This window comes from Pseudomonas sp. NPDC090752, assembly GCF_055584805.1.
This window is the reverse complement of the sequence record NZ_JBVJLI010000004.1, coordinates 215,581-238,063: the sequence shown is the minus strand read 5'-3', so window position 1 is coordinate 238,063 and position 22,483 is coordinate 215,581. Positions and strand designations below refer to the sequence as shown.

The following is a 22,483-nucleotide window of genomic DNA, read 5'->3' as shown; positions in this document are numbered from 1 at the left end:
GGACAGCAATCCAACCATTGGAGGCAGTCCATAACTGTGGGAGCGGGCTTGCCCGCGAAAGGGCCAGTATTGCAACAGTGCTGCCAGGTCGACCTCCCAACAAGGCACACCACCCCTGCATTTATGCTTAACTGTTCGCTCAAAATCAGCAAACACCTAGCCCATGTACTTGCCCCTAGACCGCCAAAGCCCAACCCCCCTGGTGCAGCAGCTCACCGAGCACCTGCAAGCCTGGATCGAAAAACAGCGCTTACGTCCCGGCGCGCGCTTGCCTTCAATTCGCTCTCTGGCCCGTGACCAGGCCGTCAGCGCCTCCTGCGTGATCGAAGCCTACGACCGCCTGGTCGCCAGCGGTCGGCTCGAAGCTCGGCACGGTACCGGCTTCTTCGTCGCTGAACGCAAGCCCGGCTTGACCGTTGATGACGCGCCCATGTGGGGCGAAACTGGTGACGGCAGCTGGCGGCAATTCCGCGAAGGCCAGGAGCAATTGCTCAAGCTCGGCTGCGGCTGGCTGCCCACCACCTGGCGGGCGGATGCCGAACTGGCCCAGGCCATCCGCCAGGTCAGCCGCGGCAACCCGCAGGACCTGTTCGACTACTGCCCGCCATTGGGCCTGGCCAGCCTGCGCCTGCAACTGCACAAGCGCCTGGCGCGGCTGGACATCGCCGCCGACCCCGAACACATCCTCACCACCCAGGGCGCCAGCCATGCCCTCGACCTGCTGGTGCGCACGCTGCTGCGCCCCGGCGACACGGTGCTGGTGGAAAACCCCGGCTACTACAACCTGTACAACCTGCTGCGCCAGCATCAGGTGCGCATGCTGCCGGTGCCGCGCACAGTGGCCGGGCCGGACATCGCCGTGCTCGAACGCCTGCTGGCCGAGCACCGGCCGCGGTGCCTGTTCATCAACAGCCTGTACCAGAACCCGACCGGAACGAGCCTGACGCCCAAGGTGGCCTACCGCCTGCTGGAGCTGGCCCGTGAGCATGATCTGCGCATCGTCGAGGATGATATCTACGCCGACTTCCAGGAGGGGCCGGCCACGCGCCTGGCCACCCTCGACAGCGAGCAGCGGGTGATCTACATGGCCAGTTTCTCCAAAACCCTGAGCAGCTCACTGCGGGTCGGTTACCTGGTGGCAGACCCCGCGCTGCTGGCGCAACTGGCCGAGCTGAAAATGGTCAGCGGCATCGGCACCTCGCGCTTCGCCGAGCAGGTGGTGGGTCAGATGCTCGCCAGCGGGAGCTACCGCAAGAGCACCCAGCGGTTGAGGGGGCGCCTGGCCCAGCACATGGCCAAGCTGCTTGGGCAGCTCGAACAGTACGGCTGGCAAGTGTTCTGCGAGCCTTACGGCGGCATGTTCGTCTGGGCGCGGGTGCCGGGCCGGGACTTCGCCAGCCTTGAACAGCTGGCCTTGCAGCATGAGGTGTTGCTCACCCCCGGCAGCGCCTTCGACTTCGCAGGCGCTGGCAGCGAGTGGCTGCGTATCAATGTCGCCTATGGGCAAGACGCCCGCGCCCAGGCTTTCCTGCAGCAGGCAGGGAGGTGAGGGGCGGGCGTGGAGTCAATCCACGCCGACGAAGCCCCCGGTCTGGTGGTGCCACAAGCGCGCATACAGCCCTTGCTGCTCCAGCAATTCGCTGTGGCTGCCGCTCTCGACGACATGCCCTTGGTCCAGCACCACCAAGCGGTCCATGCGCGCGATGGTCGAGAGGCGGTGGGCGATGGCGATCACGGTCTTGCCTTGCATCAGGGTTTCCAGGCTTTCCTGGATGGCTGCTTCGACTTCCGAATCGAGCGCCGAAGTGGCTTCGTCCATGATCAGAATGGGGGCGTTCTTCAACAGCACCCGGGCAATCGCGATGCGTTGGCGCTGGCCGCCGGACAGCTTGACTCCGCGCTCACCCACATGGGCATCGAAGCCGGTGCGCCCCTGGGCGTCCGACAGTTGCGGGATGAACTCGTCAGCGCGCGCCCGGCGCACCGCTTCACGCAGTTCGGCTTCGCTGGCATCCGGGCGACCGTAGAGCAGGTTGTCGCGGATCGAGCGATGCAGCAGCGAGGTGTCCTGGGTGATCATGCCGATCTGCGCGCGCAGGCTGGCCTGGGTCACCTCGGCGATGTCCTGGCCATCGATCAGGATGCGCCCGCCCTGCACGTCGTAAAGACGCAGCAGCAGATTCACCAGGGTCGACTTGCCGGCGCCGGACGGGCCGATCAGGCCGATCTTCTCGCCCGGGCGGATATCCAGGTTCAGCGCTTCGATCACATTGCGCGCCTTACCGTAGTGGAAGTCGACATCGTCGAAACGCACCGCGCCACGGGTGACTTTCAGCGGTTGGGCATTGGGTTTGTCGGTAACGGCCACGGGCTGGGCGATGGTCTGCAGGCCGTCCTGGACCATGCCGATGTTCTCGAAGATGCCGTTGACCACCCACATGATCCATCCCGACATGTTGACGATGCGGATCACCAGGCCAGTGGCCAGGGCGATGGCACCCACGGTGATCAGCGACTGGCTCCACAGCCACAGCGCCAGGCCCGTGGTGGTGACCACCAGCAAGCCGTTGAGGGTGGTGATGACTACGTCCATGCTGGTGATCACCCGCGATGCCAGCTGGGTTTTCTCGGTCTGCTCGCGGATCGCTTCACGGGCGTACTGCTGCTCGTGATCGGTATGGGCGAACAGCTTGAGGGTGGCGATGTTGGTGTAGCCGTCGACGATGCGCCCCATCAGCTTGGAGCGGGCATCGGAGGAAATCACCGAACGCTCCTTCACCCGTGGCACGAAGTACAGCAACGCGGCCACGTAGGCGCCGATCCATGCCAGCAGCGGCAGCATCAGCCGCCAGTCGGCTTCGGCGAACAGCACCAGCGAGGTGATTGCGTAGATCAGCACGTGCCACAGCGCATCCACTGCCTGCACCGCCGAATCGCGCAGCGAGTTGCCGGTCTGCATGATGCGTTGGGCGATGCGCCCGGCGAAGTCGCTCTGGAAGAAATTCAGGCTCTGCTTGAGCACGTAGCTGTGGTTTTGCCAGCGAATCAGGCTGGTCATGCCGGGGTTGATGGTCTGGTGCACCAGCAGGTCGTGCAGGCCGAAGAAGATCGGTCGCAGCAGCAGGATCACCACCAGCATCCAGATCAGCTCGCCGCTGTGCTCGCTGAAGAAGTTGGCATTGGGGGTGCCTTGGGCCAGGTCGATGATACGGCTCAGGTAGCTGAACATTGCCACTTCGATCAGCGAGGCGAACAGGCCGACCACCAGCAGGGCGAGGAAACTTGGCCACACCTGGCGCAGGTAATACAGGTAGAACGGCCACACCTGGGTGGGCGGCGACTCGCTGGGCGCGTCGCGGAAAATGTCGATCAGTTGCTCGAAACGGCGGTACAGCATGGGTGACAACACTCCTGTTCAACCCGACCCTCAGGCGGTTTCACGTCCCTGTGAAGCCTGCGGTCAGTCGATGCGTTTGGCGGACTTGATGTACACCGGGTCGGCCGGCACATCGCGCATGCCTTTCTTGACGGTGGTGGGCGAATTGACGATCTGGTCGACCACTTCCATGCCCTTGGTGACCTTGCCGAATACGGCATATCCGGCATCACGACCTGGATCCAGGAAGGCGTTGTCGGCGACGTTGATGAAGAACTGGCTAGTTGCCGAGTTTGGATTGGAAGTACGCGCCATCGACAGCGTGCCCCGGGTGTTCTGCAGGCCATTGCTGGCCTCGTTGCGGATCGGATCCTGGGTCGGCTTTTGCACCATCTGTTCGGTGAAGCCACCGCCCTGGACCATGAAGCCCGGGATCACGCGGTGGAAGATCGTATTGTTGTAGAAACCGCTGTCGACGTACGCCAGGAAATTCTTGGTACTGATCGGCGCTTTTTCTGCATTGAGCTCGATTTCGACCTGACCGAAGCTGGTGTCCAGCAACACGTGAGGGGTCTTGTCGGAGGCCATGACGCTGGTGGCGAAGGCGACCGAGCAGGCGGTGAGCAGAAGTTTTTTCAGCATGGGCTCAAAGATCCTTGAGAGGTGGAAGCAGCTGCGAGGAACTGCAGCAGCGTCTGGTTGAAGACCTCGGGTTGATCGAGGGGAGTAGCGTGCCGGGAATCATCGATGACTACCAGCCTTGCCTGGGGCATCAGGGCCACATAGCGCTGTTTAAGTTGTACCGGGGTGTAATCGTGGTCGGCGGCGATTACCAGCGTGGGACAGTGGATCTGCCCGATGCGTTCCTGCACGCCCCAGTCGACGATGGCATCGAAGCTCTTGAGGTAGGCGCGCTTGTCGTTGCGTGCCCAGCGCTCGGCCATCTTGCGGCGCAAGTCGGCTTGCCCGGGCTTGGGGAACAACCGCTCGGCCAGTCCCTTGCCGACCGTTTCGACACTGAGGATGCGCGCCAGGCCCCAGCGCTTGGCCCACCACACCCAGTCGCTGCGGGTACGGCGTTTGACTTCGGGGGCGCTGTTGACGATACACAGGCTGCGCAGCCATTGCGGGTGGTCGACGGCGAACTGAAAACCGACCATGCCACCCATGGACAGCCCGACGAAGTGCACCGGTCCTGTCTGCAGGTGTTCAAGCAGGGCCAGCAGGTCGGCGCTGAAAGTGGCGATCTGATAGCCGTCGCGCGGCTTGTCGGAGCGGCCGTGGCCGCGGATGTCCATCAGGATCACCCGGTAGTGGCGGCTCAACTCGGGTACCTGCAGCTCCCAGTCCTGGCTGCTGGAGCCAAGGCCGTGCAGCAGCACCAGGGGTTCGCCCTGACCGTATTCCTGATAATGCAGCGAGCATCCTTCATGTTCGAAATAGGCCATGGGCGCGGTCCTCTCAGGCTTGTGGGGGGGCTGCGAAGGGCACGTCCAGAGGCGCGGTGTCGAAATTGCGCAGCAGGTCGATGAGGATCTGCGTGGCCGGGCCCAAGGTCTTCTCTTTGCTCGAATAAAGGTAGAACAGTGGGTGGCGGCTGCCACCCTGATCCAGTGGCAATGGCTTGAGCACGCCGTCGCGCAGTTCGCGTTCGATCATGTGGCGTGGCAGCCAGGCAAAGCCCAGGCCACTGCTGACGAAGGTGGTCGCGGTGCCCAGGCTGCCGACGGTCCAGCGCTGCTCGGCGCCGAGCCAGCCGACATCGCGCGGCTGCGAACGGCCCGAGTCGCGGATCACCACCTGCAGTTGGCTTTCCAGGTCCTGGAAGGTGATGTCCCGGCCCAGCCGATGCAGGCTGTGTTCGGGGTGGGCAACGGCAACGAACTCCACCGCGCTCAGCTCGGTACCCAGGTAGCCGCCAATGCTGTAGCTGCTGATGGCAAGGTCGGCGATGCCTTCATGCATCACTTCTTCGACCCCGGACAGCACCTCTTCACGCAGGCGCACCCGGCAACCGCGGCTCTGCGGCATGAACGCGGCCAAGGCGCGTACCAAGCGGGCGCTGGGGTAGGCAGCATCGACCACTACGCGCACCTCGGCTTCCCAGCCTTGCTCCATATGGTGGGCCAGGTCTTCGAGCTGGCTGGCCTGCTTGACCAGGTGCCGCGAGCGGCGCAGCAGCACGTTGCCGGCCTCGGTCAACACCGCCTTGCGGCCATCGATGCGCAGCAGCGGCACACCCAGTTGCTCCTGCATGCGCGCCACCGTGTAGCTGACTGACGACTGCGAACGGTGCAGGGCGTCGGCGGCCTGGGCAAAGCCACCGTGATCGACCACTGCCTGCAGGGTCCGCCACTGATCCAGGGTCACGCGCGGCGCTTTCATCTTTGGCTCCTGTTGTCCTAAGCTGCGCTCTTTCAAGGAGAGCGCCCCATGAAGAAATGTTGTGCGGCAATACTGATGTGCCTGCCCCTAGGGGCTTGGGCTTACCCCATCGATGTGGAGAAGGAACTGACCGGGGTCAAGCTGGACTACACCGCCTACGACACCGCCTACGATATCGGTGCCATCACCCTGAACAACTATGGGCAAGTGCCGGCGGCTTGCAAGGTGACCTTCCGCAATGGCCCCGAGGCGCCACGGGTACGTCGGGTCAACGTGCCGGCGGGCAAAAGTGTGGATGTGACGGCGAAATTCAACCGGCAGATCATCAAGCTGCGTATTGCGCTGGACTGCAAAGCGCAATAAAACGGATTAATCGATAGATTGAACCCACTTTTTACGCTTTTTTATCGATAGGTCAAGCCTTAATCTCACCTCCATCGAATCGCACCCTATTTGCCGATGGAGGCACCCCATGTCCCGCGTACTGATCATCGAAAGCAGCGCCCGCCAGCAGGATTCCGTTTCCCGTCAACTGACCCGTGACTTCATCGAGCAATGGCAAGCGGCGCATCCGGCTGACGCAATCACTGTGCGTGACCTGGCCGTGACCCCGGTACCGCACCTGGACGCCAACCTGCTCGGTGGCTGGATGAAGCCAGAAGATCAGCGCAGCGCCGCCGAACTCGAAGCCCTGGCCCGTTCCAATGAACTGACCGACGAACTGCTCGCCGCCGATGTGCTGGTGATGGCCGCGCCGATGTACAACTTCACCATCCCCAGCACCCTCAAGGCCTGGTTGGACCACGTGCTGCGTGCCGGCATCACCTTCAAGTACACCCCGACCGGCCCGCAAGGCCTGCTGACCGGCAAGCGCGCCATCGTCCTGACTGCCCGCGGCGGCATTCATGCCGGCGCCACCAGCGATCACCAGGAACCGTACCTGCGCCAGGTGATGGCGTTCATCGGTATCCATGATGTGAACTTCATCCATGCCGAAGGCCTGAACATGAGCGGCGACTTCTTTGAAAAAGGCATCAACCAGGCCAAGGCCAAGCTGGCGGCGGTGGCCTGAGTTTCAACGCATTCCCAACCCTGACACCTTGTTTTGCTCCTTTGGGTGTACCTGCCCGGCCTCGATGGCCGGGCTTTTTTATGCACGTTAGAAACTCACTGAGGCCGACAGGCGGGCCGTGCGCGGTGCGCCCTGGAACAGGTAGTTGTCCCCGAGGTAATCCCCCACATCCCGCCAGTAGCGTTTGTCGAACACATTGTCCACGGTCAGCCGCAACACCGTGTCATACCCCCCGATGCGCGTGCGGTAGCGGCTGCCGAGATCGAACACGGTGTAACCACCGACTTCGACGTTGCCGGCCTGGCTCGCATACTTGCTGGCGCTATACCGTGCCCCGCCAAGCAAGGCCAGGCCTGGAACCGGCAGGGTGTAATCGGCCTGCAGGGCGGCGCGAAGACGTGGCACGTTAATGGCCTGATGGTCTTCGTAAGCCTCGGTGCCGCTGTTCTCGACCCGCGCACGAATCGCTGCGGCGCTGGCCTGGATCTGCAGGTCCGAGGTCACCCAGCCGCTGGCGCCGAGCTCCAGGCCGATGTTTTTCTGCTGGCCCTGCTGCACGTAGGTGAAGCTGCCATCCTCCTGTGGGCGGGCGTACTGGTAAGCCTGGCGGATCTGGAACAGTGCGGCGCTGAAACTCATGCCTTGCCAGTCTCGCTTGATGCCGAGCTCCAGTTGGTGCGACAGGGTAGGGGCGAGGATCTCGGCCGCGTTGCTGGCAAACCACGGGGCGGTGCCACCGCTTGAAAGACCTTTGGCGTAGCTGGCATACAGCGTGGTGTCGGGGCGCGGCTTGTAGATCAGCGCGGCATTGGGCAGCAGCTGGTATTGCCGGGTATGGCGCCCGGCCACGCCGTTTTCGTCCCAGGTCTGTTCGTCCAGGCGCACTTCACGGGCGCCGAGCACCGTCTGCCATTGCTCGTTGAAGCTGATGCGGTCACTGACGAACACGCCGTACTGGCGGCTGTCCAGACGCCGCTCGCTGGCACCGATGGGCCGGTCAGAGGGTTCCACGGCAGGTGCGCCGGTGTAGATATTGCCGCCGCCGACCAGTTCGTTGTAGTAAGGGCGTTGATCCAGCGTACGACGTTGCGCGCTGGTGCCCACGGTCAGCTCATGACCCACGCCGAGCGCATCGAATTTTCCGTTCAGCACGGCCTGCGCTTCGTCGGTGCGGCGGGTGTCGTCGGGGCTGCGGAAATCGTAGATGTCGTAGTCGCCTTCCGGGCTGAAGTGCGACTGCCAGCCGCCTTCGCTGCCCCAGGCGAAGGCGCTGTAGTCATCGATTACTACCTTGCTGCGCGAGGCGCTCAGGGTGCCGCTCCAGGCATCGTTGAAGCGGTACTGGAAGCGCCCGCCGAGGTTCAGCGAATCGTTCTGCACAGGTTTGGCCCAATGCTGGTAGGCCAGACGGTCGTCCGGGTCGATGCCGTGCGGCACTTCGCTGCCGCCCAGCAGCTGGTAGCCCGGCACCGAGCGTTGCTCGCGGTGCTGGTACTCGGCATCCAACTGCAAGGTGGCGTCGGGGCTGATCTGCCAGTCGAAGGCTAGCGAGGCGAAGTCACGCTTGCCGTCGGCGTGGTCGACGTACGAGCGGATATCTTCATGGGCAAGGTTGGCGCGCAGGCCGAACTGCCGCTCGCTGCCGAACCAGCCGCCCAGGTCTGTGGCCAGGTAGCGTTCGCCGTGTTCGTTGGTGGAGACCGTGACGCTGCGCACATCCTCGGCGCGCTTGGTCACGTAGTTGATCAGCCCGCCGGGCTCCGACACGCCACTCTGCAGGCCTGACAGGCCCTTGAGCAGTTCGACCTGCTGTTTGTTTTCCAGCGCCACGTTCTGCTCGCCGGCGATGGTCTGGCCGTTGATGCGGTAGCTACTGGCGGCGTTCAGCTCGAAGCCGCGCACGTTGAAGTTTTCGTAGTAGCCAATCGGGGCATAGCTCTCGCCGACCGAGGCGTCGCTTTGCAGCACTTCGCTGAGCTTGCGCACCTGGCGGTCTTCGATCAGTTGCTGGCTGAATACACTGACCGACGCGGGCGTGTCGAGCAGGGGCGCAGGCTGGAATCCGCCTACTGCTACCTCTCGCGCTTGATAGCCATCGCTGCCGTAGGTGTCGGATACCTGCACGGGGGCGAGTGTCACACTGTCTTCAGCCCATCCTTGGAGGCTGTGCAGGGCCAGGCCCAGGCTGAGCAGGCTCAGGGGCAGGCGAGGGCGGAGCGAGGGCATGCGGGGGTCCTTAAGCGGCAGAGAGCACACCGGCCTCTTCGCGGGGCAAGCCCGCTCCCACAGGTGCACCACCGAACCTGATAGCAGTGATATACCTGTGGGAGCGGGCTTGCCCCGCGAAGAGGCCGGTGCAGACAAAAAGTGCCGCATCTTATCAGGCACGAATAATCAAAGTGTGCCTGAAACGCTTAGTCTCCCGCGGCCGGGCGCCGATGCTGGCGCCAGCTGTCATCAATCTTCGACCAGGTCTTGCCATCGGTGATGGCCATCAACTTGCGGCCATCCTTGAAGGTGGCCAGGAAGGTGGCTTCCTCCTCCTTACCACCCAGCCACAACCCCGCCAGCAGGCCCACCGGGCCTGCCACCAGGGCACCGGCCACGCCCCAGCCAAGCGCGGTGCCCAGGCTGCGGCTGGTCTCCAGGCTGGCCAGCTGCAAATCGCTGATGCGAGTCAGGGATATCCGCTCGCCAGGCGAGGGGCTGCGCGGGGTTTTGAGTGTGAGCGATCCATTGCGATACTCGCCTTCACCTTGCAAGAAATCGCCGGATTGCACCGTGAGCCTTGTCATTGAGTCATCCTGTCAGTGAAAGGGGCTTAGCCAGCGCTTACTGAGCGCTGGCGTGACGGGCAAGTCAACGGGCAGGCGACGGAGGGTGGTGTGGCCTTATGCCTCGCAGGCCCGCGGCGCGCGCTTGCGCTTGTGTTCGGCCCAACCCCACACCAGCAGCGCCAATGCGCCGATCAGCAACCCGGCGATCACGATGCCCATCCAGCCCGAATGCTGGAACAACTGGGTGCCCAGCAAGGAGCCTAGCGCGCCGCCAATGAAATAACAGGTGATGTAGCCGGCATTCAGCCGGGTACGGGCTTCGGGCCGCAGCGCGATTACCGCGTTCTGATTGCTCACGTGCACCAGCTGCACGGCCAGGTCGAGCAGCAGCACGCCCAGCAGCAGCGCCAGCAACGAGCTTTGCGCGAAGCCCAGCGGTACCCAAGACAGCAGCAGTGCTACCAGCCCCACGGTGGTGCCCAGCGCGCCCTTGCCGCGGTCGGCCAGGCGCCCGGCCCAGTTGGCTGACAGCGCACCGGCCGCCCCGGCCAGCCCGAACAGGCCAATGATCGCGTCGGAATATTGGTAAGGCGGTTGTGCCAGCAGGAACGCCAGCGGTGTCCAGAACAGGGCAAACAGGCTGAACGCCAGTAACCCCAGCAGCGAGCGCAGGCGCAGCACCGGCTCTTCGATGAACAAGCGGAACACCGAGCCGATCAGTGCCGGGTACTTCAGCCCGGCATGGCTGTGGTGTTGCGGCAGGCTGCGGTACAGGGCAAAGGCGGTGATGGACATCAGCACGGCGGCCAGTACGTAGATGCTGCGCCAGCCGCCCAGCTCGGCCATGAAACCGGCAGCGGTGCGTGCCAGCAGGATGCCCAGCAGCAGGCCGCTCATCAAGGTGCCCACGGCGCGTCCGCGCTGGTGCGGTTCGCTCAGGGTCGCGGCCATCGGCACGAGGATCTGCGCCACCACCGAGAACAGGCCGGTGAGCGCGGTGCCGAGAATCAGCCACGGCAGGCTGGGGGCGCAGGCACTGATCACCAGGCCCAGGGTGGCGATCACCGACATGATCACGATCAGGCGGCGCTGCTCGAACAGGTCGCCCAGGGGCGCCAGCAACAGCAGGCCGGCGCCGTAGCTGAGCTGCGCGGCGATGACGATGCTGCCGGCGCTGGCGGTACTCAGGCCGAACTGTTCGGCGATGCTGTGCAGCAGGGGCTGGGCATAGTAATTGCTGGCCACGGCCAGGCCGGTGGCGGTGGCCATCAGCAGGATCAGCGCGCGGCTGAGGGTCGGGGAGGTCATGGGGTTCTCGTGTTCAGGAAAAAGCAGGGGGCACCTGGCCCCCAGTCTATCAGGCGGCAAAGCCACCATCGGCGGTCAGGCTGGCGCCGGTAATGTAGCCGGCCTCCGGCCCTGCCAGGTAAGCCACGAAGCTGGCGATTTCATCCACCTGGCCATAGCGCCCGATGGCCATCAGCGGGATCAGGCTGTCGGCGAACTCGCCGCTGGCCGGGTTCATGTCGGTGTCCACTGGCCCGGGCTGCACGTTGTTTACGGTAATGCCCTGCGGCCCCAGGTCACGCGCCATGCCCTTGGTCAGGCCGACCAAGGCCGATTTGCTCATGGCATAAGGCGCACCGCCGGCGAACGGCATGCGTTCGGCATTGGTGCTGCCGATGTTGATGATCCGCCCGCCCTGGCCCATGTAGCGGGCGGCGGCCTGGCTGGCGACGAACACGCTGCGTACATTGATGGCCAGCGTGCGGTCGAAATCGGCGAGGTCGAAGTCTACCAATGGCGCCACGGCCAGGACGCCGGCGTTGTTGACCAGGATATCGAGGCGGCCGAAGGCTTTTACGGCGTCGTCGACCGCCAGCTGCACGGCGGCGGCGTCGGCGCTGTCGGCGCGCAGGGCCAGGGCTTGGCCACCGGCTGCCTTGATTTCTTCTACCAGGTCGTTGGCCGGGCCTTCGGAGCTGGCGTAGGTGAAGGCAACCTGTGCGCCTTCGCGCGCCAGGCGGCGGACGATGGCGGCGCCAATGCCGCGGGAGCCGCCCTGGATCAGGGCCACTTTGCCTTCGAGGGTAAGTTGCTTGGACATGCTGATCTCCTGCTGGAAGCAAGGCCGAATGCCTTGGATGGGCGCAGTATCGACCGATGATTACCTGCTGATAAGATGGCAATCGCTATCAGCAGAGTAAACCTTTGGTTGGTAATCATGGCCATGGAATCGTTCAACGCCCTTGAGTGTTTCATCCGCAGCGCCGAGGTCGGCAGCTTTGCCGAGGCCGCCCGCCGCCTGAGCCTGACCCCGGCGGCGGTGGGCAAGCATGTCGCCCAACTGGAGGCGCGCCTCGGCGTGCGGCTGTTCCAGCGTAGTACGCGCAAGCTGACCTTGACTGAAGCTGGACAGCGTTTTCTCGGTGAAGTCAGCGACAGCTTTCGCACCATCCAGTACGCCGTGGCCAACCTGGCCAGCGCCGAAGGCCAACCGGCCGGGCTGTTGCGGGTGAGCATGGGGACCGTATTCGGGCGCTTGTACGTGCTGCCGTTGCTGGGCGATTTTTTGCACCGCTACCCGGCGATCACCCCGGACTGGCACTTCGACAACCGCCAGGTGGACCTGATCGGCCAGGGCTTCGATGCCGCAATCGGCGGCGGTTTCGAGCTGCCGTTGGGGGTGGTGGCGCGCAAGCTGACGCCGGCGCATCGAGTATTGGTGGCCGCGCCCGGGTATTTGAGCCAACACCCGGGCATCGAAGATCCGCAAACGCTGCAGAGCCATGCCGGGATCCTGATTCGCTCACCGCAGACCGGCCGCGTGCGGTCCTGGCCACTGACTAGCCGCTGGCACGCGCAACAGCCCTTGCAGTTGCGCCAGGCGATGACCATGAGTGACTCGGATGCGGCCTGCGCTGTGGCGCAGCAGGGCTTGGGCATTGCCCTGGTCAGCCTGCCGTTTGCCGTGCCATACCTGGAGGCAGGGTTGCTGCAGAGGGTGTTGCCGGACTGGTATGTGGACGATGGACATATCAGCCTGTACTACGCCGAACACAAGCTGCTGCCGGGCAAGACCCGGGCGTTCATCGAGTTTGTTCAGGAGCAGTTCGCTGAGCGCAGGTTGGCGGAGCGGTTTGATGCGCTGGGCTAGGTGCGCATGTACCGGCCTCTTCGCGGGGCAAGCCCGCTCCCACAGGAGCAACTTGCATCTGGATATTATGGGGATCCTGTGTGAGCGGGCTTGCCCCGCGAAAGGGCCCTATCAGACAACATCGATAATATAAAAGACCTGTGTCCCGAGGTTCACCTCATCATCGACCTTTTTGCCCGCCAGCAGTTGCCCCAGGGGCGAACGCGGCGTTATCACGGTTACCAGCCCATCCCCCTCGCCCATTTTCAGGCCCGCCGCTTCGGGCCCGAGAAACAGCAACCGTTTCCCGCCATCCTCATCCTCCAGTGTCACCAGGTTGCTCACCTGCACCCCCCGCGCCGGATCGTATTCGCGCAGCAGCAACTGCCGGTAGGTGAGTAGTGCCTGACGAATCTCGGCCGTGCGCCTGGCCTGGCCGGTGGCCAGGTACGACGCTTCCAGGCCAAGCGTGTCGTACTTGTTCTCGGCGATGTTTTCTTCGGCGGTGGCGGTTTCGTAGGCGGTCTGGGCAGCGCGGCGCAGCACCTCCATGTCGGTTTCCAGGGCAGCGACGATGCGCGTGAGCAGGCTAGCCTTGTCCATCAGTAACAGAACTCCAGCACGTTGGCCTGGCTCTTGTCGGTCGGCGCCGTACGGTTCTGCGACAGCCAGAACTGGCACTTGGGGCTGTTGAGGTTACGCGGGTTGCCTTGGGCGGCTTCAGCGGCTTGCTGCAGCTCCTGCTTGTGCAGGATGTCCTTGTAGCGCTGGAACATTTCGCCCTGCGCATCCAGCGGCTGTGCGGGCGGGGCTACCGGGCGGGCGGGGGAAGGGGCGACGGCCTGGGCCACCGGTTGCACCTGCTCGGGCCACCAGCGCACCGCCAGCCACAGGCTCAGGGCAATGGCCACGGCGCCGAGCCACAGGCCAAATGCCACGCACAGGACCAGTTGCAGTGGTTTGAGGGTGATCTTCAATTCACGGTGGCGGGGCATGACGGCCTCCTGGCAGGGCGGGACGAGGCGCCATTGTCGCATGGCATCGGGCGATCTTTCAGTATTAGCGCTTTTGTCGGCGACGATTTGAACGCAGAATTCGCCGATTTGCGCAGGGCGAGGGCAGGACCTATGAAAGTCGCGTGGGACATCTTCTGCAGCGTCGTCGACAACTACGGCGATATTGGGGTGACTTGGCGGTTGGCTCGGCAGCTGGTCGCCGAGCACGATCTGGCGGTGCGCCTGTGGGTGGATGACCTGAATGCCTTTGTGCCCATGTGCCCGGGAGCCGACGCCAGCGCTGCGCAGCAATGGCAGCAGGGCGTCGATGTGCGTGCCTGGCCTGCGCAGTGGCAGCCGGTGGAACCCGCCGATGTAGTGATTGGTGCCTTCGCCTGCCAGTTGCCATTGCCGTATGTCGAGGCAATGCGTGCGCGGGCCAAGCCGGTTCTGTGGCTCAACCTTGACTACCTCAGTGCCGAGGACTGGGTAGAGGGTTGCCATGGGCTACCCTCGCCGCAGCCGAACGGCCTGCGCAAAATATTTTTCTTTCCTGGCTTTACCGAAAAGACTGGCGGGCTTCTGCGCGAGGCCTCGCTGCTGCGGCAACGACAGGCCTTCGAGCAGTCCGCCGAGGCCCGCGCTGCGTTCCTGCACAGCTTGGGTATTCGAGCGCAAGCGGATGCACAGCTGATCTCACTGTTCGCCTACGAAAACCCGCAGCTGGGCGCCTGGCTCGATGCGTTATCCACTGATACCTGCACCACTCATCTGCTGGTGCCGCAAGGCCGCATTCTGGGCGATCTGGGTCGGTGGCTGGGCGAACCGGGGCTCAAGGTCGGTGATGTCTACCGGCGCGACGCGCTGACCGTGCAGATCTTGCCGTTCGTCAGCCAGCATGATTACGACCGGCTGCTGTGGGCCTGTGATTTCAACGCGGTGCGCGGCGAGGACTCGTTCGTGCGCGCGCAGTGGGCTGGCCGGCCGATGCTGTGGCACATCTACGTGCAAGAAGAAAACGCCCACTGGGAAAAGCTCGAAGCGTTCCTGCGCCTTTACCGACAGGGCCTGTCGGACGCTGCCGGCGAAGCACTGGTGGCATTGTGGCGCGCCTGGAACATGGACCACGACATGCGCCAGGCATGGCAAGAGGCCCGTAAACATTGGCCGGAGCTGCAGCAGCATGCCCGAGATTGGGCGGCCGAGCAGGCCGCTCGGCCGGACCTTGCCAAGGCGCTGGTACAGTTTTACCGAAATTGGCTATGATATGCGGCCTCGATTTTTATAAATCCATCCAGATTCGGATACTTCGTAATGAAAACTGGTAAAGAACTGAAACCCGGTACCGTACTGCGGATCGACAACGACCCGTGGCTGGTTCAGAAAGCCGAGTTCACCAAATCGGGTCGCAACAGCGCGATCATGAAGACCAAGCTGAAGAACCTGCTGACCGGCTACAAGACCGAAACCGTATTCGGTGCGGACGACAAGCTGGACGACGTGATCCTGGATCGCAAAGAAGCGACCCTGTCGTTCATCAGCGGTGACTCGTACACCTTCATGGACACCACCGACTACACCATGTACGAGCTGAACGCCGAAGACATCGAAGCCGTTCTGCCGTTCATCGAAGAAGGCATGGAAGACGTCTGTGAAGCCGTGTTCTTCGAAGGCCGCCTGGTATCGGTTGAACTGCCGACCACCATCAGCCGTCAGGTTGTCTACACCGAGAACGCTGCTCGCGGTGACACCTCCGGCAAGGTCATGAAGCCTGCCAAACTGAAGAACGGCACTGAGCTGCAGGTTGCCGACTTCATCCAGATCGACGAGTGGATCGACATCGACACTCGTGAAGGCGGCGCTTACAAAGGTCGTTCCAAGAAGTAATCCTTCTTGTGAAACAAAAAACCCGGCCTCGGCCGGGTTTTTTTGTGCCTGTGATTTACACCGTCACGTGCAACCGCACATCCACATTGCCGCGGGTGGCGTTGGAGTAAGGGCAAACCTGGTGCGCTTTCTCCACCAGCCCTTCGGCGTCGGCCTGGGCCAGGCCGGGCAGGTTGATGTGCAGGTCGATATCCAGGCCAAAACCACCTGGGATCTGGCCGATGCCGACCTTGGCGGTGATCGAGGCGTCGGCAGGCAGCGATTTTTTCTCCTGGCCGGCGACGAATTTCAGTGCACCGATGAAGCAGGCCGAGTAACCGGCGGCGAACATCTGCTCGGGGTTGGTGCCGTCACCGCCCGCGCCGCCCAATTCCTTGGGGGTGCTCAGCTTAACTTCCAGCTTGCCGTCGCTGGAGCGGGATTTGCCGTCGCGACCGCCGGTGGAGGTGGCTTCTGCGATGTACAGCGGAGTGACCTTTTGCATCTTGAGCCTCGCTAGTGTGCTGTGCGCCCCGCTTGAAGCGGGAGCGCCGGGTGGGTACGGGATTTAAATTAGCGCGCAATTAGTTTGTGCGCAATATAAATCTTCACCGCTCATCCGAACGGGCATCGCACAGCATAGCCGTCAGAGGTTTTTTTGCAGGTTCTCGCGTAATGCCAGCAGGTCGGCCTGCAGCTTTTGCAGGCTTTCCAGGCTGCGGCCGCTGGCCTTGAGGATGCACGGCGGCACCTCTTTGGCCTGCTGCTGCAGGGCGTGGCCTTTGTCCGTGAGCTGCACCAGCACCACCCGTTCGTCCTCGCGGCTGCGGGTGCGCTTGAGCAGGCCTTCGCTTTCCAGGCGTTTGAGCAAAGGAGTCAGCGAGCCGGGGTCGGTGAGCAAATGCTGGCTGATCTCGCCCACGGTCAGGCCGTCCTGTTCCCACAGCACGAGCATGGCCAGGTATTGCGGGTAGGTCAGGCCCAGCGCCTGGAGCAACGGCTTGTAGACCTTGGTCATCAGCAACGAGGTGGAGTGCAGGGCGAAGCAGACCTGGTTGTCCAGCAGCAGCTCGTCACAGGAGGCTTGGGTGTCGGCGTTCATGCAGGTCCTTGAATGTGATCAATGGTCGAATCTAGCACGCTGAAAGTTTGCGCGCTCATTGCCAGCGCAGCTCGCTTCTAAGTGCCAGGTCCCAGGGTGGAATCGGGCTGAAGCGGCTCTTGAGGAATTCGAGCAGCAAGCGGCTGCGAGAGTTCGTTTCATGTTCCAGGCGGAGCGCATAAATACCGCTGGTCTCTGCCGCAGGCAGGCCAGTGTCGCAAAACAGCGGCACCAGTTCCCCCCGCAGCAGGTAGTCGCTGATAAGCCAGGTCGGCAAATGGGCGATACCCAGGCCGGCGAGGGCGCCGAACAGTAAGGTCTCGGCATTGTTGGCGGCCATGCGCATGCGCGAGGGGCGGTATAGGCGCTGTTGCCCGTCGACAGTGAAGCGCCAGGCGAAGGGTGGCGCCAGGCCGTCCCAATCCAGCCCGTCGTGATCAGGCAGTTCGCTGGGGCACGCAGGTACGCTGCGGCTGGCCAGGTAGGCGGGGCTGGCGCAGGCGATGCGCACCATGTAGGCCAGTGGCGTGGCGACCAGGCGCGTATCGGCCAGCGGGCCCGCGCGCAGGACCAGGTCGACTTCGCCCAGGTGGCTGCCGTGCAGGTCGACGAAGCTGTCGATCAGTCGCAGATGGACATCCAGGCCCGGGTAGGCGACCAGGAAATCGGCGATGGCCGGCGCCAGGTGGCGGCGGCCGAAGGCGGCGGGGGCGTCAATGCGGATCAGGCCCTCCGGGGAATTGCTCAGCGACACGGCCTCGGCACGGGCCAGGCGCAATTCTTCGATGATGCGCCGGGCACGCTCGGCGAAGGCATTGCCTGCCGGTGTGGCGCGCACGGCATGGGTGCTGCGGGTGAACAGGCGGCTGCCAACGGCGTTTTCGAGGTTGTCGATGCGCCGCGCGACGGCGGAGGGGGTCAGCGGATGACGCCGGGCGGCAGCGGAAAAGCTACCGGTCTCCAGTACATCAAGGAACAGGCTCAACTGGTCGGTGAGGGTATCAGGGCTCATAAAAAATTCTGCTTTTGCGAGAAACGCATAGCCATTGTGCGTGGCTGTGCGTTTCCCCGCCAGCCTGCAATCGTTAGCATGCTCGCATTACAAACGCAGGCAGATGAGGCCCTGATGATCGAGTGGTTGTTGTATATCGGATTGGGCGCCGTCTTGGGCACTATGGGGGGCTTGTTCGGGATCGGTGGCGGGCTGATCGCCATCCCCGCGCTGGGTGTGCTGTTTGGCCTCGACCAGCAACTGGCCCAGGGCACGGCGCTGGTGATGGTGGTGCCGAACGTATTGCTGGCATTGTGGCGCTATCACCAGCGAAACCGCATCGAGTTGCGGCATGCCCTGCCACTGGCGGCCTGCAGCTTCCTGTTTGCCTGGTTGGGTTCCATTTGGGCGGTAGGCATCGATGCCCAATCCATGCGTTTGGGCTTCGTCGGCTTCCTGGTAGCGCTGGCGGTGTGGAACGTCGTGCGGATGTTTATCAAGGTTTCGCCGCCGAGTGCCGAAATGCGCTATGCCTGGCCGTGGCTTGGCGTGCTGGGCAGTTTCGCTGGGACCATGGGCGGCTTGTTCGGGGTTGGCGGGGCTGTGGTGGCTACGCCGATTCTGACCAGCGTGTTCGGTACCACCCAAGTGGTCGCGCAGGGCCTGTCGCTGGCGCTGGCGGCGCCGAGCACCACGGTAACCTTGCTGACCTACGGCGTGCACCACAGTGTCGACTGGGGCGTGGGTGTTCCCTTGGCGGTCGGTGGGCTACTGAGCATCAGCTGGGGCGTGCGGCTGGCCCATGCGCTGCCGGAGAAGGTGCTGCGTGCAATGTTCTGCGTCTTCCTGGTGGTCTGTGCGCTGATGCTGGGCTTCGAGCTCTAAGCCCTTACATGAACCCTTCGATGATGTAATCGGCCATGCAGTCGGTGATCGGTGATTGACTTTGGCTGTTGCGCAACAGCATCACGTTGGCCATTGGTAATTGCGGCAACCCATCCTGTTCGCCGAGGATGCGGATATTCCCGCCTATCAGGCTCTGCAACTGCGCCGTCACCGCCAGCCCCGCCGTGACGATGGCGAAAATCGCCGCCAGGCTTGGGCTGGTGTAGGCGATGCGGTAGTCGATGCCCTGGGCCTCCAGGGCATTGCAGGTCCAGGCGCGGCAGAAGCAATCGGTATTGAACAGCGCCAGCGGCATGGGCCGCTGTTCCTGCGGACAGAAGCTTTCGGCAGCGGCCCACACCAGACGCTCCTGGCGCAGCAACTGGCCGATCTCGTTGCCGGGTTCGCGGGTGACGATGGTCAGGTCCAGGTCTTGACGCAGCATCAGCTGTTTCGACGAATCGCAATGCACCTCGACCTGGATCAGCGGGTAAGCCTTGGCAAAGCTCGACAGGATGGTCGGCAGAAAACGCATGGCGTAGTCGTCCGGGGTGCCGATGCGCACCATCCCGACCATGTGCGGCATGCGCAGGGTGTTGAACACTTCGCCGTGCAGCTTGAGGATGCGCCGCGCATAGCCGAGCAGTACCTGGCCCTCGGCGGTCAGGCGAACCTGCCGGCCGTCGCGTTCGAACAGCTGGCGCTGGAGGATGTCTTCCTCCAGGCGTTTCATCTGCATGCTCACCGCCGACTGGGTGCGGTTGACCACTTCGCCGGCGCGGGTGAAGCCACCTTGCTCGGCGATGGCGACGAAGGTGCGCAGTACGTCGGCATCGAGGCTTTGATACTGGGACATTGCATCAATCTCCGAGATGCATGGCATCAGAAACATTCGTTGGATTGATCTTAGGCCTGGCGTGAGACTGAAGCCATCAACACGGAGGGCTTCACGATGAAAGGTCATGTCAGCAGCATCCAGCAACCTTCCTTTAGCCTGAACCACCTGTGGCACGCGGTCAGCGACCGTCCGCTGCGCTGGTACGAGCTGTATCGCCAGCGTCGAGAGCTGGCCCGCCTCAGTGATGCCACCTTGCACGACCTGGGGTTGAGCCGGGCGGATATCCAGCAAGAGGCCGAGCGGCATTTCTGGGATGACCCGCTGCGTAAATAGGCTACACCTGTAATGGCCTCTTCGCGGGCAAGCCCGCTCCCACAGGAATAGCGCATGACCCTGTGGGAGCGGGCTTGCCCGCGAAGAGGCCATTACAGGCATCAGAAGGAGACCAGGCTTGCCGCTCAAGTTGTCCACTCACCAGGCCCGCCGCCTGGCCCTCTCTGCGCAAGGCTTTGGCAAACAGCATCAGTCTGCGCCAGCGCTGACCGCCATCAAGCGCATGCTCCAGCGCCTGGGCGTGCTGCAGATCGATTCGGTCAACGCCGTGGTCCGTTCCCACTACTTGCCGCTTTTCTCTCGTCTGGGCAATTACGAGCCTTCGGTGCTCGACCAGCTCGCCTGGGGCCGAGGTCGCCAACGTCAGCTGTTCGAATACTGGGGGCATGAGGCGTCACTAATGCCCATGACGCTTTACCCGCTGCTGCGCTGGCGCATGGCCCACGCCGCCGATGGGCGTGGCATCTACCGCCAGCTCGCGCAATTCGGTCGCGAGCGCCAGGATGTGATCGCCCGGGTGCTGGCTGCAGTCCGCGAGCAGGGCGCATTGGGCGCCGGCAGCTTGTCTACTCGGCAGGAGCGCGCCGGCCCCTGGTGGGACTGGAGCGATGAAAAGCACGCCCTCGAATGGCTGTTCGCCGCTGGCGAAGTGACCGTGGCCAGCCGGCGTGGCTTCGAGCGTCTTTACGATGTGCCGGACAAGGTGTTGCCGCGAGCGATCCTCGACCAGCCGCTGCCGAGCGAAGCCGAAGCCCATCAGGGGCTGATGCTGCATGCCGCCAACGCCTTGGGCGTGGCGACCGAGCGCGACCTGCGCGATTATTTTCGCCTGGAGCCCAGCCAGGGTAGGGCGGCACTGCACGAGATGGTTGCCGATGGCCGCTTGCAGGCTGCGGAGGTGCAAGGCTGGAAGCAGCCTGGCTACTGCGCAGGTGTCCCGCGCATTCCCCGACGGATAGCGGCAAGCGCCTTGCTGTCGCCCTTCGACTCACTGGTCTGGGAGCGCAACCGCACCGAGCGGCTATTCGACTTCCGCTATCGTCTGGAACTCTACACCCCAGCGCACAAGCGGATATACGGCTACTACGTGCTGCCGTTTCTGTACGAAGAACGTATTGCCGCGCGCCTCGACCTGCGCGCCGAACGCGCTCAAGGGCAGCTTGCCGTGCATGCGGTGCATACCGAAGCACAGCCGCTGGACGAGGCGGGTTACCACGCCCTGGCCGTCAACCTGCTGCAGCTGGCCAGTTGGCTGGGCCTGCAGCGGGTGCAACTGAACTGCCCGCGCCAGGCGGGCAGCCAGTTGCGTCAGGCGTTGCTCAGCGTCGCACCTGCTTGAGGGTTTCGGCGATCAGGAAGGCCAGTTCCAGCGACTGATCGGCGTTCATGCGTGGGTCGCAGTGGGTGTGGTAGCGGTCAGACAGCGCATCTTCGGTGATCGGCCGCGCGCCGCCGATGCATTCGGTGACGTTCTGCCCGGTCATTTCGATATGAATGCCACCGGCGTGGCTGCCCTCAGCCTGGTGTACCTGGAAGAACTGTTTCACTTCATCGAGGATCTGCGCGAAGTCGCGGGTCTTGTAGCCGCTGCTGGCCTTGATGGTGTTGCCGTGCATCGGGTCGGAGCTCCACAGCACCTTGCGCCCTTCGCGCTCGACGGTGCGGATCAGCCCAGGCAGGTGCTCACCGACCTTGCCGGCGCCCATGCGCACGATCAGGTTGAGGCGGCCGGGGTCGTTGGCTGGGTTGAGCGTGTCGATCAGGCGGATCAGCTCTTCGGGGTTCATGCTCGGGCCGACCTTGACCCCGATCGGGTTGTGCACGCCACGCAGGAACTCCACGTGGGCACCGTCGAGCTGGCGGGTGCGGTCGCCGATCCACAGCATGTGCGCCGAGCAATCGTAGTAGTCGCCGGTCAGGCTGTCCTGGCGCACGAAGGCTTCTTCATAGTTGAGCAGCAGCGCTTCGTGGGCGGTGAAAAAGCTGGTTTCGCGCAACTGCGGGGCGCTGTCCAGGCCGCAGGCGCGCATGAAGGCGAGGGTCTCATCGATGCGATTGGCCAATTGGTGGTACTTGTCGGCCAACGCCGAATTGGCGATGAAGTCCAGGTTCCACTTGTGCACCTGGTGCAGGTCGGCAAAGCCGCCCTGGGCGAAGGCGCGCAGCAGGTTGAGGCTGGCGGTGGCCTGGTGGTAGGCCTGCAGCAGGCGGTCCGGGTCGGGGATGCGGCTTTTTTCGTCAAAGCCGATGCCGTTGACGATGTCGCCGCGGTAGGCCGGCAGGGTGATGTTGCCGATGGTTTCGTCGTTTGCCGAGCGTGGCTTGGCGAACTGCCCGGCCATGCGCCCGACCTTGACCACCGGGCAGCCGGCGGCGAAGGTCATGACGATGGCCATCTGCAGCAGCACCTTGAAGGTGTCGCGGATCTTCGCCGCCGAGAACTCGGCGAAGCTTTCGGCGCAGTCGCCGCCCTGCAGCAGGAAGGCCCGGCCTTCGGTGACTTCGGCGAACTGCCGGCGCAGCTCGCGTGCTTCCCCGGCGAACACCAGCGGCGGGTAGCTGGCCAGGGTCTGCTCGACCTTGAGCAGGTGCGCGGCATCGGGGTAGGTCGGTTGCTGCTGGATCGGCAGGGCACGCCAGCTGTCAGGGCTCCACGGTCGGTTCATCACAGGCTCGGTATGGTCGGTTATAGGCTGTTTGTCATGGTAACAGTTGGCGCTGAGCTTG

Annotated in this window: 24 protein-coding genes; 9 read left to right on the top strand and 15 right to left on the bottom strand. The window is 63.6% G+C overall.

Features of this window, described 5'->3' with window-relative positions; translation table 11 throughout:
• The first annotated feature begins 163 nt into the window (after nucleotides 1-163).
• A complete protein-coding gene (locus ACZ6YA_RS08375) occupies nucleotides 164-1,549 on the top strand; it encodes an aminotransferase-like domain-containing protein (protein WP_465896638.1) in 1,386 nt (461 codons plus the stop codon).
• Between the two features lie 15 nt (nucleotides 1,550-1,564).
• Here ACZ6YA_RS08375 and ACZ6YA_RS08370 read toward each other — a convergent pair whose 3' ends face one another.
• The 4 genes from ACZ6YA_RS08370 to ACZ6YA_RS08355 all read right to left on the bottom strand — a co-directional run bounded on the left by ACZ6YA_RS08370 (nucleotide 1,565) and on the right by ACZ6YA_RS08355 (nucleotide 5,761).
• Nucleotides 1,565-3,397 (bottom strand): ABC transporter ATP-binding protein, encoded by a 1,833-nt coding sequence (locus ACZ6YA_RS08370; RefSeq protein ID WP_465896637.1) that lies wholly within the window; start codon nucleotides 3,395-3,397, stop codon nucleotides 1,565-1,567.
• 63 nt (nucleotides 3,398-3,460) lie between these two features.
• A complete protein-coding gene (locus ACZ6YA_RS08365) occupies nucleotides 3,461-4,018 on the bottom strand; it encodes a peptidylprolyl isomerase (RefSeq protein ID WP_465896636.1) in 558 nt (185 codons plus the stop codon).
• Nucleotides 4,012-4,824, bottom strand: coding sequence for an alpha/beta fold hydrolase (locus tag ACZ6YA_RS08360; RefSeq protein ID WP_400802306.1), 813 nt, complete (start codon nucleotides 4,822-4,824; stop codon nucleotides 4,012-4,014). The genes ACZ6YA_RS08365 and ACZ6YA_RS08360 overlap by 7 nt, the downstream gene beginning before the upstream one ends.
• A gap of 13 nt (nucleotides 4,825-4,837) precedes the next feature.
• On the bottom strand, nucleotides 4,838-5,761 hold the full coding sequence (locus tag ACZ6YA_RS08355; RefSeq protein ID WP_465896635.1) for a LysR family transcriptional regulator: 924 nt from the start codon (nucleotides 5,759-5,761) through the stop codon (nucleotides 4,838-4,840).
• Nucleotides 5,762-5,809: 48 nt separating this feature from the next.
• On the opposite strand from ACZ6YA_RS08355, the gene ACZ6YA_RS08350 reads away from it, so the two are divergent.
• On the top strand, nucleotides 5,810-6,124 hold the full coding sequence (locus tag ACZ6YA_RS08350) for a 3-phosphoglycerate kinase (RefSeq protein ID WP_465896634.1): 315 nt from the start codon (nucleotides 5,810-5,812) through the stop codon (nucleotides 6,122-6,124).
• A gap of 109 nt (nucleotides 6,125-6,233) precedes the next feature.
• The gene (locus ACZ6YA_RS08345) at nucleotides 6,234-6,833 is read left to right on the top strand and encodes an FMN-dependent NADH-azoreductase (RefSeq protein WP_465896633.1); all 600 of its coding nucleotides are present in this window, start codon (nucleotides 6,234-6,236) and stop codon (nucleotides 6,831-6,833) included.
• An 87-nt stretch (nucleotides 6,834-6,920) separates the two neighbouring features.
• Here the strand turns inward: ACZ6YA_RS08345 and ACZ6YA_RS08340 are convergent, their stop codons facing one another.
• The 4 genes from ACZ6YA_RS08340 to ACZ6YA_RS08325 form a co-directional block, all read right to left on the bottom strand.
• Entirely contained in the window at nucleotides 6,921-9,059 is a 2,139-nt protein-coding gene (locus ACZ6YA_RS08340) for a TonB-dependent siderophore receptor (protein WP_465896632.1), read from the bottom strand.
• A gap of 188 nt (nucleotides 9,060-9,247) precedes the next feature.
• On the bottom strand, nucleotides 9,248-9,628 hold the full coding sequence (locus ACZ6YA_RS08335) for a hypothetical protein (RefSeq protein WP_465896631.1): 381 nt from the start codon (nucleotides 9,626-9,628) through the stop codon (nucleotides 9,248-9,250).
• 96 nt (nucleotides 9,629-9,724) lie between these two features.
• Complete coding sequence (locus tag ACZ6YA_RS08330; RefSeq protein WP_465896630.1) at nucleotides 9,725-10,918, bottom strand: MFS transporter; 1,194 nt, start codon at nucleotides 10,916-10,918, stop codon at nucleotides 9,725-9,727.
• A 49-nt stretch (nucleotides 10,919-10,967) separates the two neighbouring features.
• Nucleotides 10,968-11,717, bottom strand: coding sequence for a 3-oxoacyl-ACP reductase family protein (locus tag ACZ6YA_RS08325; protein ID WP_465896629.1), 750 nt, complete (start codon nucleotides 11,715-11,717; stop codon nucleotides 10,968-10,970).
• Nucleotides 11,718-11,834: 117 nt separating this feature from the next.
• Between ACZ6YA_RS08325 and ACZ6YA_RS08320 the strand changes: the two genes are divergently transcribed.
• Nucleotides 11,835-12,767, top strand: a complete 933-nt coding sequence (locus ACZ6YA_RS08320; protein ID WP_465896628.1) for a LysR family transcriptional regulator — start codon at nucleotides 11,835-11,837, stop codon at nucleotides 12,765-12,767.
• Nucleotides 12,768-12,878: 111 nt separating this feature from the next.
• Here the strand turns inward: ACZ6YA_RS08320 and ACZ6YA_RS08315 are convergent, their stop codons facing one another.
• Nucleotides 12,879-13,349 carry a GreA/GreB family elongation factor gene (locus ACZ6YA_RS08315; RefSeq protein ID WP_465896627.1) on the bottom strand — a complete coding sequence of 157 codons (471 nt, stop codon included), beginning with the start codon at nucleotides 13,347-13,349 and terminating at the stop codon, nucleotides 12,879-12,881.
• A complete protein-coding gene (locus ACZ6YA_RS08310; RefSeq protein ID WP_465896626.1) occupies nucleotides 13,349-13,741 on the bottom strand; it encodes a hypothetical protein in 393 nt (130 codons plus the stop codon). The genes ACZ6YA_RS08315 and ACZ6YA_RS08310 overlap by 1 nt, the downstream gene beginning before the upstream one ends.
• A 132-nt stretch (nucleotides 13,742-13,873) precedes the next feature.
• On the opposite strand from ACZ6YA_RS08310, the gene earP reads away from it, so the two are divergent.
• Nucleotides 13,874-15,007 carry an elongation factor P maturation arginine rhamnosyltransferase EarP gene (gene earP, locus ACZ6YA_RS08305; RefSeq protein ID WP_465896625.1) on the top strand — a complete coding sequence of 378 codons (1,134 nt, stop codon included), beginning with the start codon at nucleotides 13,874-13,876 and terminating at the stop codon, nucleotides 15,005-15,007.
• 48 nt (nucleotides 15,008-15,055) lie between these two features.
• Nucleotides 15,056-15,628 (top strand): elongation factor P, encoded by a 573-nt coding sequence (gene efp, locus ACZ6YA_RS08300; protein WP_465896624.1) that lies wholly within the window; start codon nucleotides 15,056-15,058, stop codon nucleotides 15,626-15,628.
• 55 nt (nucleotides 15,629-15,683) lie between these two features.
• Here the strand turns inward: efp and ACZ6YA_RS08295 are convergent, their stop codons facing one another.
• From ACZ6YA_RS08295 to ACZ6YA_RS08285, 3 genes are all read right to left on the bottom strand, one after another.
• Nucleotides 15,684-16,112: an organic hydroperoxide resistance protein gene (locus ACZ6YA_RS08295; RefSeq protein ID WP_465896623.1), complete on the bottom strand. Its 429-nt coding sequence runs from the start codon at nucleotides 16,110-16,112 to the stop codon at nucleotides 15,684-15,686.
• Nucleotides 16,113-16,253: 141 nt separating this feature from the next.
• Nucleotides 16,254-16,709, bottom strand: coding sequence for a MarR family winged helix-turn-helix transcriptional regulator (locus ACZ6YA_RS08290; protein WP_465896622.1), 456 nt, complete (start codon nucleotides 16,707-16,709; stop codon nucleotides 16,254-16,256).
• A gap of 55 nt (nucleotides 16,710-16,764) precedes the next feature.
• Entirely contained in the window at nucleotides 16,765-17,721 is a 957-nt protein-coding gene (locus tag ACZ6YA_RS08285; RefSeq protein ID WP_465896621.1) for a LysR family transcriptional regulator, read from the bottom strand.
• A 114-nt stretch (nucleotides 17,722-17,835) separates the two neighbouring features.
• Here ACZ6YA_RS08285 and ACZ6YA_RS08280 point away from each other — a divergent pair, with 114 nt between their 5' ends.
• Nucleotides 17,836-18,585 carry a sulfite exporter TauE/SafE family protein gene (locus ACZ6YA_RS08280; protein ID WP_465896620.1) on the top strand — a complete coding sequence of 250 codons (750 nt, stop codon included), beginning with the start codon at nucleotides 17,836-17,838 and terminating at the stop codon, nucleotides 18,583-18,585.
• A 4-nt stretch (nucleotides 18,586-18,589) separates the two neighbouring features.
• Here the strand turns inward: ACZ6YA_RS08280 and ACZ6YA_RS08275 are convergent, their stop codons facing one another.
• The gene (locus ACZ6YA_RS08275; protein ID WP_465896619.1) at nucleotides 18,590-19,441 is read right to left on the bottom strand and encodes a LysR substrate-binding domain-containing protein; all 852 of its coding nucleotides are present in this window, start codon (nucleotides 19,439-19,441) and stop codon (nucleotides 18,590-18,592) included.
• Between the two features lie 96 nt (nucleotides 19,442-19,537).
• Here ACZ6YA_RS08275 and ACZ6YA_RS08270 point away from each other — a divergent pair, with 96 nt between their 5' ends.
• Nucleotides 19,538-19,756, top strand: coding sequence for a DUF1127 domain-containing protein (locus ACZ6YA_RS08270; protein WP_465896618.1), 219 nt, complete (start codon nucleotides 19,538-19,540; stop codon nucleotides 19,754-19,756).
• Nucleotides 19,757-19,874: 118 nt separating this feature from the next.
• On the top strand, nucleotides 19,875-21,095 hold the full coding sequence (locus tag ACZ6YA_RS08265) for a winged helix-turn-helix domain-containing protein (protein ID WP_465896617.1): 1,221 nt from the start codon (nucleotides 19,875-19,877) through the stop codon (nucleotides 21,093-21,095).
• On the opposite strand, the gene ACZ6YA_RS08260 is transcribed toward ACZ6YA_RS08265, so the two are convergent.
• Nucleotides 21,076-22,422 (bottom strand): class II 3-deoxy-7-phosphoheptulonate synthase, encoded by a 1,347-nt coding sequence (locus ACZ6YA_RS08260; protein WP_465896616.1) that lies wholly within the window; start codon nucleotides 22,420-22,422, stop codon nucleotides 21,076-21,078. The genes ACZ6YA_RS08265 and ACZ6YA_RS08260 overlap by 20 nt on opposite strands.
• Between the last annotated feature and the right edge of the window lie 61 nt (nucleotides 22,423-22,483).

What these genes read in the sequence shown, in the direction of transcription:
- ACZ6YA_RS08370 (WP_465896637.1), bottom strand. Translation starts at nt 3,397, where the DNA reads ATGCTGTACCGCCGTTTCGAGCAACTGATCGACATTTTCCGCGACGCG.
- ACZ6YA_RS08275 (WP_465896619.1), bottom strand. Translation starts at nt 19,441, where the DNA reads ATGTCCCAGTATCAAAGCCTCGATGCCGACGTACTGCGCACCTTCGTC.
- ACZ6YA_RS08280 (WP_465896620.1), top strand. Translation starts at nt 17,836, where the DNA reads ATGATCGAGTGGTTGTTGTATATCGGATTGGGCGCCGTCTTGGGCACT.
- ACZ6YA_RS08330 (WP_465896630.1), bottom strand. Translation starts at nt 10,918, where the DNA reads ATGACCTCCCCGACCCTCAGCCGCGCGCTGATCCTGCTGATGGCCACC.
- ACZ6YA_RS08345 (WP_465896633.1), top strand. Translation starts at nt 6,234, where the DNA reads ATGTCCCGCGTACTGATCATCGAAAGCAGCGCCCGCCAGCAGGATTCC.
- ACZ6YA_RS08335 (WP_465896631.1), bottom strand. Translation starts at nt 9,628, where the DNA reads ATGACAAGGCTCACGGTGCAATCCGGCGATTTCTTGCAAGGTGAAGGC.
- ACZ6YA_RS08260 (WP_465896616.1), bottom strand. Translation starts at nt 22,422, where the DNA reads ATGAACCGACCGTGGAGCCCTGACAGCTGGCGTGCCCTGCCGATCCAG.
- ACZ6YA_RS08315 (WP_465896627.1), bottom strand. Translation starts at nt 13,349, where the DNA reads ATGGACAAGGCTAGCCTGCTCACGCGCATCGTCGCTGCCCTGGAAACC.
- ACZ6YA_RS08365 (WP_465896636.1), bottom strand. Translation starts at nt 4,018, where the DNA reads ATGCTGAAAAAACTTCTGCTCACCGCCTGCTCGGTCGCCTTCGCCACC.
- ACZ6YA_RS08285 (WP_465896621.1), bottom strand. Translation starts at nt 17,721, where the DNA reads ATGAGCCCTGATACCCTCACCGACCAGTTGAGCCTGTTCCTTGATGTA.
- ACZ6YA_RS08320 (WP_465896628.1), top strand. Translation starts at nt 11,835, where the DNA reads ATGGCCATGGAATCGTTCAACGCCCTTGAGTGTTTCATCCGCAGCGCC.
- earP (WP_465896625.1), top strand. Translation starts at nt 13,874, where the DNA reads ATGAAAGTCGCGTGGGACATCTTCTGCAGCGTCGTCGACAACTACGGC.
- ACZ6YA_RS08355 (WP_465896635.1), bottom strand. Translation starts at nt 5,761, where the DNA reads ATGAAAGCGCCGCGCGTGACCCTGGATCAGTGGCGGACCCTGCAGGCA.
- efp (WP_465896624.1), top strand. Translation starts at nt 15,056, where the DNA reads ATGAAAACTGGTAAAGAACTGAAACCCGGTACCGTACTGCGGATCGAC.
- ACZ6YA_RS08350 (WP_465896634.1), top strand. Translation starts at nt 5,810, where the DNA reads ATGAAGAAATGTTGTGCGGCAATACTGATGTGCCTGCCCCTAGGGGCT.
- ACZ6YA_RS08270 (WP_465896618.1), top strand. Translation starts at nt 19,538, where the DNA reads ATGAAAGGTCATGTCAGCAGCATCCAGCAACCTTCCTTTAGCCTGAAC.
- ACZ6YA_RS08290 (WP_465896622.1), bottom strand. Translation starts at nt 16,709, where the DNA reads ATGAACGCCGACACCCAAGCCTCCTGTGACGAGCTGCTGCTGGACAAC.
- ACZ6YA_RS08360 (WP_400802306.1), bottom strand. Translation starts at nt 4,824, where the DNA reads ATGGCCTATTTCGAACATGAAGGATGCTCGCTGCATTATCAGGAATAC.
- ACZ6YA_RS08310 (WP_465896626.1), bottom strand. Translation starts at nt 13,741, where the DNA reads ATGCCCCGCCACCGTGAATTGAAGATCACCCTCAAACCACTGCAACTG.
- ACZ6YA_RS08375 (WP_465896638.1), top strand. Translation starts at nt 164, where the DNA reads ATGTACTTGCCCCTAGACCGCCAAAGCCCAACCCCCCTGGTGCAGCAG.
- ACZ6YA_RS08340 (WP_465896632.1), bottom strand. Translation starts at nt 9,059, where the DNA reads ATGCCCTCGCTCCGCCCTCGCCTGCCCCTGAGCCTGCTCAGCCTGGGC.
- ACZ6YA_RS08295 (WP_465896623.1), bottom strand. Translation starts at nt 16,112, where the DNA reads ATGCAAAAGGTCACTCCGCTGTACATCGCAGAAGCCACCTCCACCGGC.
- ACZ6YA_RS08325 (WP_465896629.1), bottom strand. Translation starts at nt 11,717, where the DNA reads ATGTCCAAGCAACTTACCCTCGAAGGCAAAGTGGCCCTGATCCAGGGC.